12 protein-coding genes are annotated in these 12431 nt (G+C 67.8%); 5 read left to right on the forward strand and 7 right to left on the reverse strand.

Annotated elements, in window-relative coordinates:
* Window positions 1–50: 50 nt before the first annotated feature.
* Window positions 51–1487, reverse strand: coding sequence for a pyruvate dehydrogenase complex E1 component subunit beta (locus D9601_RS06395; RefSeq protein WP_198353009.1), 1437 nt, complete (start codon window positions 1485–1487; stop codon window positions 51–53).
* Window position 1488: 1 nt separating this feature from the next.
* Window positions 1489–2535: a pyruvate dehydrogenase (acetyl-transferring) E1 component subunit alpha gene (gene pdhA, locus D9601_RS06400; RefSeq protein WP_198353010.1), complete on the reverse strand. Its 1047-nt coding sequence runs from the start codon at window positions 2533–2535 to the stop codon at window positions 1489–1491.
* 465 nt (window positions 2536–3000) lie between these two features.
* On the opposite strand from pdhA, the gene D9601_RS06405 reads away from it, so the two are divergent.
* The 3 genes from D9601_RS06405 to D9601_RS06415 are packed head-to-tail and all read left to right on the forward strand — an operon-like array spanning window position 3001 to window position 6586.
* Window positions 3001–4281, forward strand: a complete 1281-nt coding sequence (locus D9601_RS06405; RefSeq protein WP_198353011.1) for an MFS transporter — start codon at window positions 3001–3003, stop codon at window positions 4279–4281.
* Window positions 4278–5198 carry a cysteine synthase A gene (gene cysK, locus D9601_RS06410; RefSeq protein ID WP_198353012.1) on the forward strand — a complete coding sequence of 307 codons (921 nt, stop codon included), beginning with the start codon at window positions 4278–4280 and terminating at the stop codon, window positions 5196–5198. Before D9601_RS06405 ends, cysK begins: the two co-directional genes overlap by 4 nt.
* Window positions 5195–6586: a cell wall hydrolase gene (locus tag D9601_RS06415; protein WP_332837908.1), complete on the forward strand. Its 1392-nt coding sequence runs from the start codon at window positions 5195–5197 to the stop codon at window positions 6584–6586. The genes cysK and D9601_RS06415 overlap by 4 nt, the downstream gene beginning before the upstream one ends.
* A gap of 48 nt (window positions 6587–6634) precedes the next feature.
* Here D9601_RS06415 and D9601_RS06420 read toward each other — a convergent pair whose 3' ends face one another.
* From D9601_RS06420 to D9601_RS06440, 5 genes are all read right to left on the reverse strand, one after another.
* Entirely contained in the window at window positions 6635–8437 is a 1803-nt protein-coding gene (locus D9601_RS06420; protein WP_198353013.1) for an acyl-CoA dehydrogenase C-terminal domain-containing protein, read from the reverse strand.
* A gap of 14 nt (window positions 8438–8451) precedes the next feature.
* Window positions 8452–8871, reverse strand: a complete 420-nt coding sequence (locus D9601_RS06425) for a MerR family transcriptional regulator (protein WP_198353014.1) — start codon at window positions 8869–8871, stop codon at window positions 8452–8454.
* Between the two features lie 32 nt (window positions 8872–8903).
* A complete protein-coding gene (locus D9601_RS06430; RefSeq protein WP_198353015.1) occupies window positions 8904–9398 on the reverse strand; it encodes a hypothetical protein in 495 nt (164 codons plus the stop codon).
* Window positions 9395–9754: a phosphoribosyl-AMP cyclohydrolase gene (gene hisI, locus D9601_RS06435; RefSeq protein ID WP_198353016.1), complete on the reverse strand. Its 360-nt coding sequence runs from the start codon at window positions 9752–9754 to the stop codon at window positions 9395–9397. The genes D9601_RS06430 and hisI overlap by 4 nt, the downstream gene beginning before the upstream one ends.
* A 126-nt stretch (window positions 9755–9880) precedes the next feature.
* Window positions 9881–10132: a DUF7218 family protein gene (locus tag D9601_RS06440; protein ID WP_198353017.1), complete on the reverse strand. Its 252-nt coding sequence runs from the start codon at window positions 10130–10132 to the stop codon at window positions 9881–9883.
* A gap of 122 nt (window positions 10133–10254) precedes the next feature.
* Here D9601_RS06440 and purF point away from each other — a divergent pair, with 122 nt between their 5' ends.
* Both purF and D9601_RS06450 read left to right on the forward strand, forming a co-directional pair.
* The gene (purF, locus tag D9601_RS06445; RefSeq protein WP_198353018.1) at window positions 10255–11712 is read left to right on the forward strand and encodes an amidophosphoribosyltransferase; all 1458 of its coding nucleotides are present in this window, start codon (window positions 10255–10257) and stop codon (window positions 11710–11712) included.
* 5 nt (window positions 11713–11717) lie between these two features.
* On the forward strand, window positions 11718–12425 hold the full coding sequence (locus tag D9601_RS06450) for an SDR family NAD(P)-dependent oxidoreductase (RefSeq protein ID WP_198353019.1): 708 nt from the start codon (window positions 11718–11720) through the stop codon (window positions 12423–12425).
* Window positions 12426–12431 lie beyond the last annotated feature (6 nt).

A 12431-nucleotide genomic window follows, 5' to 3' on the forward strand; every position in this document is an offset into this window, starting at 1 on the left:
GGGCTCCTGCGTGCGCAGCAGCGCTGGAGGGGGGCCGAAGCCCCCTCCCCTTACTTCTTGTAGACCACCTTCTTGACCGTCTCGACGACCTTGGCGGCGTTGATCAGCGCCTGCTTCTCGAGGTTGGCGGCGTAAGGCAGCGGCACGTCCTCGTCGGTGACGCGCAGCACCGGCGCGTCGAGGTCGTCGAAGCCTTCCTCCATCACGAACGCCGCCACTTCCGACGCGATCGAGCAGGTAGGCCAGCCTTCCTCGACGACGACGAGGCGGTTGGTTTTGGCGAGGCTCTTCAGCACCGTCTGCTTGTCGAGCGGACGCAGCGTGCGCAGGTCGATGACCTCCGCATCCACGCCCTCGCCCGCCAGCGTCTCGGCGGCTTCGAGCGCGATGCCGACGCCAATCGAATAGCTGACCAGCGTCACGTCCTTGCCCGGCTTCATGATCCGCGCCTTGCCGATCGGCAGGACATAGTCGTCGAGCTTCGGCACCTCGAACGAACGGCCGTACATCAGCTCGTTCTCGAGGAAGACGACCGGGTCTTCGGAGCGGATCGCCGCCTTGAGCAGCCCCTTGGCGTCCGCCGCGTCATAGGGCGCGATGACGATCAGGCCGGGGACGCTCGCATACCACGGACCATAGTTCTGCGAGTGCTGCGCACCGACGCGACTCGCCGCGCCGTTGGGGCCACGGAACACGATCGGGCAGCGCATCTGCCCGCCCGACATGTAGTTGGTCTTGGCCGCCGAGTTGATGATGTGGTCGATCGCCTGCATGGCGAAGTTGAACGTCATGAACTCGACGATCGGACGCAGGCCGCCCATCGCCGCGCCGGTGCCGACGCCGGCGAAGCCATATTCGGTGATCGGCGTGTCGATGACGCGACGGTCGCCGAACTCCTCGAGCAGCCCCTGGGTGACCTTGTAGGCACCCTGGTATTGCGCGACTTCCTCACCCATCACGAAGACGCGGTCGTCGGCGCGCATTTCCTCGGCCATGGCGTCGCGCAGTGCCTCGCGGACGGTGAGCTTCACCATCTCGGTGCCTTCGGGGATCGACGGATCCTGACGGCCGTCGTGCTTGGCGGCTTCGAACAGCTGGCGCGCGCCGGTCTCGACCTTTTCCTGCGCCGGATGGGCCGAATCCTCGACCGTGTCGGGCTTCCTGGTCTCGTCGGCCTTGGCATCGCCCTGCGGCGCGTCGTCCTTGGTCGCGGCGGGCGCGGCGGCGGCATCGTCGGCGCTCTCGCCGTCGGCGAGCAGGGTCGCGATGACCGTGCCGACCTTCACATTGTCGGTGCCTTCCGCGACGACGAGCTTGCCGATCGTGCCTTCATCGACCGCCTCGAACTCCATCGTCGCCTTGTCGGTCTCGATCTCGGCCATGATGTCGCCGGACTTGACCGTGTCGCCTTCCTTGACGAGCCACTTGGCCAGCGTGCCTTCCTCCATGGTCGGCGACAGCGCGGGCATCTTGATCTCGATCGCCATCTCAGTAGCTCTCCACCAGCACGTCAGTATACAGCTCGCCCGCATCGGGCTCGGGGGTGCTTTCGGCGAAATCGGCGGCTTCGTTCACGACCTTGCGGATCTCCTGTTCGATGGACTTAAGGTCGGCCTCGCCGACGCCGTGCCCTTCGAGCAGCTTCTTGACGTGCTCGATCGGGTCGGACTTGTCGCGCACCGCCTGCACTTCCTCGCGGCTGCGATATTTGGCGGGGTCGGACATGGAATGGCCGCGGTAGCGATAGGTCTTCATCTCGAGGATGACCGGGCCCTTGCCCGCACGAACCCAGGCGAGCGCCTCCTCGGCTGCGCCGCGGCAGGCGAGCACGTCCATGCCGTCGACCTGAATGCCGGGGATGCGGAAGCTCTCGCCGCGACGGTAGAGCTGGTCTTCCGACGAGGCGCGGTTGACGCTGGTGCCCATGGCATATTGGTTGTTCTCGATCACGAAGATGATCGGGAGCTTCCACAGCTCCGCCATGTTGAAGCTCTCGTAGACCTGGCCCTGGTTGGCCGCGCCGTCGCCGAAATAGGCGAGGCAGACGCCGCCGTCGCCGCTGTACTTGTGCTTGAAGGCGAGGCCGGTGCCGAGGCTGACCTGCGCGCCGACGATGCCGTGGCCGCCGTAGAACTTATGCTCGGTCGAGAACATGTGCATCGACCCGCCCTTGCCGCGGCTGATGCCGGCGGCACGACCGGTCAGCTCGGCCATGATCACCTTGGGATCGATGCCATAGGCGAGCATGTGGCCGTGGTCGCGATAGCCGGTGATCACGGAGTCGGTGTCGCCATTCAGCGCCGACTGCAGGCCGACGGCAACCGCTTCCTGGCCGATGTACAGGTGGCAGAAGCCGCCGATGAAGCCGAGGCCATAGAGCTGGCCCGCCTTTTCCTCGAAACGGCGGATCAGCAGCATCTGCTTGTAGAAGTCGAGCAGCTGGTCCTTGTTCGCCTCGAACGGCTTGGGTTCGGCCGGTCGCTCACGGTTGGTGAGCGGCGGTTCGGCGGGACGAGCGGCAGGCGATTTGGCCACGGATTACCTCAACGGTCCTGGGGGAATGTGGGAGCGCCTATAGTCCGGCTTCTGCGGGAACATCAATTCCCTGGCTCAAGATGGCTGTGACGTAGCGTTTCCGGGCCAGCCGCTGCCCGGCGAGTCTTGACAGAATTGACGCCTGAACGGGGTTTTTCATCGCCGGGCCTTTGCTTCTTCCCCCGGAGCAGGCCAGCGTCGAGATGGAAAGGCTGCTGTGGCGGCGGACGGCGCCGATTTGGCAGCGTCCCCAAGTGGACCCCCGGCCTTTGCCGGGGAAGTGGGAGGCGCCGGGAAAGTGGAAGAGGCGCGCCGGCGAACCTGCACGTCTGCCGGCGATGACGCGTTGGGTGCTCCATTCCTGTACCCTCGCAAACCCGTCGCGTGTAGGACAGCCCTCACCGCACGCGGCGATAGCGCAAGTTTGTTGCCCTTTGCGCGCGCCCGCGCCAAACCGCATCGCAGATGGACAAGCCCACCCACCCGTTCCGCATCGCCAACTTCCGCGCCTATTGGCTGTCGCGACTGTCCGGCACGATCGCGCAGACCGCACTCGCAATCGTCATCGGCTGGCAGGTCTACGGTCTCGCGCGCCAGACGATGGACATCCGCCAGGCGGCGTTCCTGCTCGGCATGATCGGCGCGGCGCAGTTCGTGCCGCTGTTCCTGCTGACGCCGGTCACCGGCCTGGTTGCCGACAGCGTCGATCGCCGCTGGATCGTGCGTGCGACCACCGCCTTGATCGTCGCCGTCGCGGCGATGCTGGGGGTGCTGACCTGGGCGGGTTCGCTGACCCTGCCGGCGCTGTTCGCCGCCGCGGTGCTGATCGGGGTGGCGCGCGCCTTCACCGGGCCGGCCTATTCGGCGCTCGCCCCCAATCTCGTCCCGCGCGAAAGCCTGCCGACCGCGATCGCCATCTCGTCGATCGCCTGGCAGGTCGGGTCGATCGCCGGGCCCAGCGTCGGCGGGCTGCTCTACGCCATCCATCCCGATGTCGCCTATGCCAGCATCACCGGCCTGTTCGTGCTGGCGCTGGCCACCATCTTCCTGATCGGCAAGGTGCCGCAACCGCCGGCGCAGAAGGATCGGCGGCCGATCCACCGCATCCTCGACGGTTTCCAATACGTCCGCAACAACCGGCTGGTGCTGGCGACGATCACGCTCGACCTGTTCGTCGTGCTGCTCGCCGGGGCGACCGCGCTGTTGCCGATCTATGCGCGCGATATCCTGCATGTCGGATCGCAGGGCCTGGGCGTGCTGGCCGCCGGCATGGGCATCGGGGCGGCGAGCACCGCGATCTGGTTCTCGTTCCGGCCGATGAAGTCGAACGTCGGGGTCAAGATGCTGATCGCAGTGATCGTGTTCGCGCTGGCGGTGCTGACCTTCGGCCTGTCGACCTGGTTCCCGCTCAGCCTCGTCGCGCTGATCGTCGCGGGCGGCGCCGACATGGTATCGGTCTACGTCCGCCAGTCGCTGATCCAGCTGCATACGCCGGACGCGATGCGCGGCCGGGTCAGTGCGGTGTCGCAGCTCACCATTTCGGCATCCAACGAGCTCGGCGAGGCGGAGAGCGGGTTGATGGCGTCGCTGCTCGGACCGGTCGGCGCGGTGGTGTTCGGCGGCTGCGCGGCGATCGTCGTCACGCTCCTCTGGTCGCGTCTTTTCCCCGAGCTACGGCAGGCGCGGACCTTCGATCCGCCCGACATGTTACAGGTCGAACCCCAACACGGAGAAGCCAAGCCATGAAGGCCAACACGATCCTGGAAACGATCGGCAACACGCCGCATGTGCGGATCCAGCGCCTGTTCCCGAACAGCGAAGTGTGGATCAAGTCCGAACGGTCGAACCCCGGCGGCTCGATCAAGGACCGCATCGCGCTGGCGATGATCGAGGCGGCGGAAGCGTCGGGCGATCTGAAGCCGGGCGGCACCATCGTCGAACCGACCAGCGGCAACACCGGCGTCGGCCTGGCGATGGTCGCGGCGGTGAAGGGCTACAAGCTGACGCTGGTGATGCCCGAATCGATGTCGCTGGAGCGGCGCCGGCTGATGCTGGCCTATGGGGCGAGCTTCGACCTGACCCCGCGCGAGAAGGGCATGAAGGGCGCCATCGAGCGGGCGCTCGAGATCGTCGAGCAGACGCCCGGCGCCTGGATGCCGCAGCAATTCGAGAATCCCGCCAACGTCGACGTGCACGTGCGCACGACGGCCCAGGAGATCCTCAACGACTTCCGCGATTCGCCGATCGACGTGCTGATCACCGGGGTCGGCACCGGCGGCCATATCACCGGCGTCGCGCAGGTGTTGAAGCAGCACTGGCCGGAGCTGAAGGTGTTCGCGGTCGAGCCGGCCGCCTCTCCGGTGATCGCCGGCGGTCAGCCGGGGCCGCACCCGATCCAGGGAATCGGCGCGGGCTTCATCCCCAAGAACCTGCATACCGAGGTGCTGGACGGCGTCATCGAGGTCGATGCCGCGGTCGCCAAGGACATGGCGCGGCGTTCGGCGCGCGAGGAGGGGCTGCTGGTCGGCATCTCGTCCGGCGCGACGCTGGCGGCGATCCTGCAGAAGCTGCCCGACCTGCCCGACGGCGCGCGCGTGCTCGGCTTCAATTACGATAACGGCGAGCGCTACCTCTCCGTGCCGGACTTCCTGCCCGAACAGTGAGCGCACCGATACGCAAGCCGGGGCCTGCTGCCGGCGCAGACAGTCCCGGCGACCTGGCGGAGCCGACCGATGCCGGTCGCGCCCGGCGACCGGCGCGGCCGTCGCGCGGCGCGACGATCCACGTCATCCTCGCGGCGACGGCGGCGGTAGCGCTGGCCGTGCCCGGCTGGGTCGTGACGCATCCGCCGGCGATCCCGGCGACGCCGGCGCGGCGGATCGCCCTGCCGCCCCGCCGCGTCGTGCCGCCGGCCGAACTGCCGCCGGTCGAGCCGGTGCGGCTGGTCGATCTGTCGCAGGACGAGGCCCGCGCCTTCAACGCGTCGGTGCCCTTTTCCACCGCGCCCAATCCGGCGGCGCGGCCGTTCCGCTATGCCGGCAGCGGCGACGATCTCGCCCGGGCGACCGACTGTCTGGCCGCCGGCGTCCTCTACGAGGCGGGCGACGATGCGGTCGGCGAGCGCGCCGTCGCCCAGGTCGTGCTCAACCGCCTGCGCCACCCGGCCTTTCCCAAGACGGTCTGCGGTGTCGTGTTCGAGGGACAGGAGCGACGCACCGGCTGTCAGTTCACCTTCGCCTGCGACGGTGCGCTGACCCGCTGGTCGCCCGGCGATGCGGCGTGGCGGCGCGCTCGCGCGGTCGCCCAGATGGCGCTGTCGGGCGCGGTCTATCGGCCGGTCGGCTATGCCACCCATTACCATACCGACTGGGTGGTGCCCTATTGGCAGGCCAGTCTCGACAAGATCGTCGCGGTGCACAGCCATTTGTTTTTCCGCTGGAGCGGCTGGTGGGGCACTCCGCCCGCCTTCAACCGGCGGCTGGTGGCCGGTGAGCCGGTGATAACCCAGCTCGCGCCCTTGTCCGATGCCCATAAGACCGGCGCCGCCCTTGCGCAGGCGCAGGCGGCATTGGCCGAGGCGGCGACCGCCGGCGGCAGCGGCGAGGCGCCGGCACCGGTGAGCGGGGCCGCGGACAGTTTTCTCGTCGCGTTGCCGCGCGCCACGCTCGCGGAGGATTTTCCGGCGATCGCGGCCAAGACCTGTGGCGATCGGCCGACCTGCAAATATTCCGCCTGGCTCGACGCGGCGAAGGTACCGACCAGCCTGCCGCTCTCATCGGAGCAGGTGGCGGCGATGACGTTCAGCTATCTGCGCGACCGCCCGGCCGGGGTCGAAAAAAGCCTTTGGAATTGCGAGCAATTGCCGCGCCCCGACCGGACGCAGTGCATGAAGCGGCAAGTGTTGCTCGCGCCCGCCGCCGCGCCGACCGCGACGCCGGTCGCAACGCCGAAACCGACTACGGATCCGCGTGGACCGACGGAGCTGGGCGGCGTGCGTCGCAAGGGCGAGCCGGCCGCCGCCACATCCGCCAAGCCCACCGGCACGCCGTAACGCCACGCCGCGCCTCCCCCGCACGCCCAAGCGGGGGAGGACGCGCCATCACGCCGCGCGGAACATCTCCGGCGGCAGCGCCATGATCGTCTCCGCACCGCCTTCGATCTTGCGGCGCAGCGCCCCCGCATCGGGCATGATCCGCTCGGCGAAGAAGCGCGCGGTGACGAGCTTGGCGTCGAGGAACGAAGCGTCGCCCTCCCCGGCCGCCTGCACCGCCGCCGCCGCCCTGGCCATGCGCAGCCACATCAGGCCGACCGCGACGATACCGGTCAGGTGCATGTACGACACCGCGCCGGCACCGACATTCTCCGGGTTCTTCATGCCATTGGCCATGAACCACATGGTCGCCGCCTGCAGCTGGCCGAGCGCCTTCTCGAGCGCCTCGGCGATCACCGCCGTGGCCTCGTCGCCCTTGGCCGCCGCCGCTTCCTCGCCGACGATCTTGAAGAAGGCCTGCACCGCGCGGCCGCCCTTCTGGGCGAGCTTGCGGCCGACCAGGTCCATCGCCTGGACACCGTTGGTGCCTTCGTAGATCATCGCGATGCGGGCATCGCGGACATATTGCTCCATCCCCCATTCCTGGATGTAGCCGTGGCCGCCATAGACCTGCTGCGCGTTGGTCGCGACCTCATAGGCCTTGTCGGTGCCGACACCCTTGATGACCGGGGTGAGCAGACCGACGAGGTCGGCCGCCAGCTGGCGGTCCTCCTCGGTCGCGGCGTGGTGCTCGAGGTCGACCTGGAGCGCGCCCCACAGACAGAGCGCGCGCAGCCCCTCCGTCCACGCCTTGGCCTCCATCAGCATGCGGCGCACGTCCGGGTGGACGAACAGCGTGTCGGCCTTTTCGTTCGGCTCCTTGGGGCCGGTCAGCGCGCGGCCCTGGCGACGGTCGCCGGCATATTGCACCGCATTCTGGTAGGCGACCTCGGCGACGCCGAGGCCCTGCAGGCCGACGCCGAGGCGCGCGGCGTTCATCATGATGAACATCGCGGCGAGGCCCTTCATCTCCTCGCCGACCAGCCAGCCCTTGGCGCCGTCATAATTCATGACGCAGGTCGAATTGGCGTGGATGCCCATCTTGTGCTCGATCGAGCCGCAGGTGACCGCGTTGCGCTCGCCGAGCGAGCCGTCGTCGTTGACCAGCACCTTGGGCACGACGAACAGGCTGATGCCCTTCGAACTGTCGGGCGCGCCCGGCGTCTTGGCGAGCACGAGATGAATGATGTTGTCGGTCAGGTCATGCTCGCCGGCCGAGATGAAGATCTTGGTGCCGGTGATCGCATAGCTGCCGTCCGCCTGCGGCTCCGCCTTGGTGCGGATCAGGCCGAGATCGGTGCCGCACTGCGGCTCCGTCAGGTTCATCGTGCCGCCCCATTCGCCCGACACCATCTTGGGGACGTACATCGCCTTCTGCTCGTCGGAGCCCTGCGCGAGCAGTGCAGCGATCGCACCATGGGTCAGGCCGGGATACATGGCGAAGGCCATGTTCGACGAGATCATATATTCCTGGAACGCCGTCGAGACGACGTGCGGCATCCCCTGCCCGCCATATTCGGGCATGTTGCCGAGCGTCGCCCAGCCGCTCTCGACATATTGCTTGTAGGCGTCCTTGAAGCCGGCGGGCGTGGTGACGCTGCCGTCGTCGTGACGCGTGCAGCCTTCCTGGTCACCCGACTGGTTGAGCGGGAACAGAACCTCGGCGACGAAACGTCCACCTTCTTCGAGTACCGCATCGACGACATCGGGCGTGGCCGCATCGAAGCCGGGCAGATTGGCGTAATTCTGCAGCCCGACGACGTGTTCGAGCACGAACCGGGTGTCGCGGACGGGGGGCGTGTACTGGGGCATTTAGGGGCTTCCTCTCAGGCGTCCTGGGCGTGGACCGCTTCTACGACGGTCACGAATTCGGTCAGTTCGGCAATGGCGGCATCAATGTCCTGCTTCTGCCGTTCGAGCAGCGCGATGCGGCCGCGGCAGCGGTCGATCGTCGCCTGACGCTGGGCGCGGCGATTGTCGCCGACGTCGTACAGGTCGATCATCTCGCGGATCTCGCCGAGGCTGAAGCCGACGCGTTTGCCGCGCAGGATCCAGGCGAGCCGCGCCCGATCGCGATGCGAATAGATGCGTTGCGTGCCGCGCCGTTCGGGGGCGATCAGCCCCTCGTCCTCATAAAAGCGTAGCGCGCGGGCGGTGACGCCGAACTCGTCCGACAGATCGGAGATCGTATAGCTGTCGCGGTCGTCCCGCGGCGCGATCGGCGCATAGGCAGGCGTCAAATCCATGCCACGGCAGATAACTTACCTTTACGTCAACGTCAACCGCCGCAGAGCGCCCGTCCGCCCGTCGCACGCAGTTGTGCGGCTTCGGAGGCGGCGGCGCTGATCCGGTCGACCGACAGGGCCGACAGGCTGGCGCGGCCGGTGCACAGCGAATCGCAGGCCGATGGCAGCGTCGCGGGGAAGACGATCCGCTCCCCGTCGGAGCGGGCGTCGAAGCGGCAGCCCCCAAAGCTCACGCTCAGCGTTTCGCGGCGCTGGCGGGCGATGCCCGACGCGGCGCATCCCTGGCCTTCGCCATAGTCGACCAAGACGCCGACGCGCAGGCTGCCCGAATTAGCGCCGACGACGCACAGCCGATCGGTATCGCGCGCCCAGGCGCCGACCAGACTGATCCGAGCCGGATCGGCGACGATACCGGCGGCGGTCGCCGCCCGTTCCAGCCGCGCGCCGGCCGTATCGCCACCCGCCGGCGCCTCCGGCTGGTGACAGCCGACGAGGAGCGACAGGGCGAGGAGCGCCAGACGCCTCATGCGACGGGCAGGAGCCGATCGCCGTCGATCCGCCGGTAGAAGCAACTGGCGGCGCCGGTATGGCAGGCGGGACCGGCCGGATCGGCGATGATCCAGATGGCGTCCTGATCGCAATCGATGCGCATCTCGACGACGCGGAGGACATTGCCCGAGGTCTCACCCTTTCGCCACAGCCGGCCGCGGCTGCGCGACCAGAAGGTCGCTTCCCCGCTCGCCTGCGTCGCCGCGAGCGCATCGGCATTCATGTGGGCGACCATCAGCGGGGCACCGGCACGGTCGACCACCACGGCGGTGACGAGGCCGGCGGCATCATATTTCGGATCGAGGACAAGCTCGGTTTCGCGCGGATCGGGCATGCCGCGGGATTAGCGGGTCGGTAGATGAGCGTCACGGGGTTGTTAAGCGAGCGCTTCCCCCACCCGCTTGCGGGAGGGGCGACTGCCCTCCCCCAGCCCCTCCCGACAGCGGGAGGGGAGGTTCGGTCACTTGTGGTTACGGATCGCCTTGACCAGCGCCACCTTGTCCATCTTCGACCGCCCCTCGATGCCGATCTCCCGCGCCTCCTTCATCAGATCGGCCTTGCTGCGGTCTTCGAGATGCGTCGATCGGTGGTCGAGCGAGCCGTTCGCCTTGGCATTGGCGATGCGGGCGGCTTTCTCCTTGGAATTCCCCTGCTTGCGCAGCTCCTCGTAGAGCGAATCGTCCTTGATCTGGCTGCCGTGATCCTTGGCCATCGCGGGTCTCCTTGCGCCCGCTCAACGCCAGTCGTCCACGATCGGTCCGAAAAGCGTGACAAACACGCGACAAATGCGTTTCGGCTGCCTATATGGCCGCTCGCACGACATCGGGCCGGGCCATGCTGACCACTCATCCCTTCGACGACGACAAGCTGCGTGAAGAATGCGGCATCTTCGGTGTTTCCGGCAGCGACAGCGCCGCCGCGCTTGCCGCGCTCGGGCTGCACGCGCTGCAGCACCGTGGCCAGGAGGCCGCGGGAATCACCAGCTTCGACGGCACGCTGTTCCATACGCATCGCGCGATGGGGCATGTGGCGGGCAATTTCGACCGCGACGACGTGATCCGCGCGCTGCCGGGCAGTATCGCGGTCGGCCATGTCCGCTACTCGACGACGGGCGAGACCGCGCTGCGCAACGTCCAGCCGCTCTACGCCGATCTGTCGACCGGCGGCTTCGCGGTCGCGCATAACGGCAACATCTCCAACGCGATGAAACTGCGTCGCGAGCTGGTCCGCCGTGGCTCGATCTTCCAATCGACCAGCGATACCGAGACGATCATCCATCTGGTCGCGACCTCGAGCTATCGTACATTGCTCGACCGCTTCATCGACGCGCTGAAGCAGATCGAGGGCGCCTATTCGCTGATCGTGACGACGCCCGAGGGGATGATCGCCTGCCGCGATCCGCTCGGCATCCGGCCGCTGGTAATGGGGCGATTGGACGAGGCGATCATCTTCGCGTCGGAGACGGTGGCGCTCGACGTCTGCGGCGCGACCTTCGAACGACAGGTCGAGCCCGGCGAACTCGTCATCGTGCAGGGCAGCGAAATCCGTTCGATCAAGCCGTTCGCGCCGATGGCCCCGCGGCCCTGCATCTTCGAATGGGTTTATTTCAGCCGGCCCGATTCGATCGCAGGCGACCAGTCGGTCTATTCGGTGCGCAAGGAGATCGGTGCGCAGTTGGCGATCGAGGCCCCGGTGGAGGCGGACCTGGTGATCCCGGTGCCCGATTCGGGCGTGCCGGCGGCGATCGGCTATGCGCAGCAATCGGGCATTCCGTTCGAGCTCGGCATCATCCGCTCGCATTACGTCGGCCGCACCTTCATCCAGCCGGGCGACAAGGTCCGCCACCTCGGCGTCAAGCTGAAGCACAATGCCAATCGCGCGCTGATCGAGGGCAAGCGCATCGTCCTGATCGATGATTCGATCGTGCGCGGGACGACCAGCCTGAAGATCGTGCAGATGATGCGCGATGCCGGCGCAGCGGAGATCCACATGCGGATCGCCAGCCCGCCGACGCGTCACAGCTGCTTCTACGGCGTCGACACGCCGGAGCGGGCGAAGCTGCTCGCGGCGAAGCTCGACGTCGGCGGCATGACCGATTTCATCCACGCCGATAGCCTGGCGTTCGTGTCGATCGACGGGCTGTACAAGGCGCTGGGCGAGGCGCAGCGTGCCGACATCCGCCCGAAATATTGCGACGCCTGCTTCACGGGCGACTATCCGACGACGCTGACCGATCATGACGACACCGGTCCCGTCGACCAGTTCGCGATGCTCGCCGAGCGGGTGAACTGAGCGCGATGACCAAAACATTGGACGGCAAGCTCGCGCTGGTGACCGGCGCGAGCCGGGGGATCGGCGCCGCGACCGCGATCGCGCTGGCGGAAGCGGGCGCGCATGTTGTGCTGACCGCGCGTACCGCCAAGGATCTAGAGGCGGTCGAGGAGACGATCTTCCAGGCCGGCGGCTCGGCAACGATCGCGCCGCTCGACCTGACGCAGAGCGACGCGATCGCCCGACTGGCGACCGCGATCGGCGAGCGCTGGCAGGCGCTGGACGTGCTGGTGCTCAACGCGGCGATGCTCGGCAGCCTGTCGGCAGTGCCGGCGATCGACGCCAAGGAGTTCGCGCAGGTGCTGACGCTCAACGTCAGCGCACAGGCTGCGATGCTGGCGGCGTTCGATCCGATGCTGCGCAGGTCGGCGGGCGCGCGGGTGATCGGCCTGACGTCGAGCGTCGGCCGCACGCCCCGCGCCTATTGGGGCGCCTATGGCGCATCCAAGGCGGCGTTCGAGACATTGCTCGGCGCCTATGGCGACGAGACCGCGGAGATCAGCCGCATCCGCACCGCAATCGTCGATCCCGGCGCGACGCGGACCAAGATGCGGGCCCGCGCCTATCCGGGCGAGGACCCGCAGGCGGTCAAGGCGCCCGAGGTGGTGGCGGCGCGGATCGTGGCGCTGGCGAGCGACGGCTTCGATCCGGGCCATGTCGAACGGGTCGGCTGACCGGTC

It is taken from the genome of Sphingomonas sp. MA1305 (assembly GCF_016107325.1).
Classification (GTDB): Bacteria; Pseudomonadota; Alphaproteobacteria; order Sphingomonadales; family Sphingomonadaceae; genus Sphingomonas.

What these genes read in the sequence shown, in the direction of transcription:
- D9601_RS06395 (WP_198353009.1), bottom strand. Translation starts at nt 1,487, where the DNA reads ATGGCGATCGAGATCAAGATGCCCGCGCTGTCGCCGACCATGGAGGAA.
- D9601_RS06405 (WP_198353011.1), top strand. Translation starts at nt 3,001, where the DNA reads ATGGACAAGCCCACCCACCCGTTCCGCATCGCCAACTTCCGCGCCTAT.
- cysK (WP_198353012.1), top strand. Translation starts at nt 4,278, where the DNA reads ATGAAGGCCAACACGATCCTGGAAACGATCGGCAACACGCCGCATGTG.
- D9601_RS06420 (WP_198353013.1), bottom strand. Translation starts at nt 8,437, where the DNA reads ATGCCCCAGTACACGCCCCCCGTCCGCGACACCCGGTTCGTGCTCGAA.
- D9601_RS06425 (WP_198353014.1), bottom strand. Translation starts at nt 8,871, where the DNA reads ATGGATTTGACGCCTGCCTATGCGCCGATCGCGCCGCGGGACGACCGC.
- D9601_RS06430 (WP_198353015.1), bottom strand. Translation starts at nt 9,398, where the DNA reads ATGAGGCGTCTGGCGCTCCTCGCCCTGTCGCTCCTCGTCGGCTGTCAC.
- hisI (WP_198353016.1), bottom strand. Translation starts at nt 9,754, where the DNA reads ATGCCCGATCCGCGCGAAACCGAGCTTGTCCTCGATCCGAAATATGAT.
- D9601_RS06440 (WP_198353017.1), bottom strand. Translation starts at nt 10,132, where the DNA reads ATGGCCAAGGATCACGGCAGCCAGATCAAGGACGATTCGCTCTACGAG.
- purF (WP_198353018.1), top strand. Translation starts at nt 10,255, where the DNA reads ATGCTGACCACTCATCCCTTCGACGACGACAAGCTGCGTGAAGAATGC.
- D9601_RS06450 (WP_198353019.1), top strand. Translation starts at nt 11,718, where the DNA reads ATGACCAAAACATTGGACGGCAAGCTCGCGCTGGTGACCGGCGCGAGC.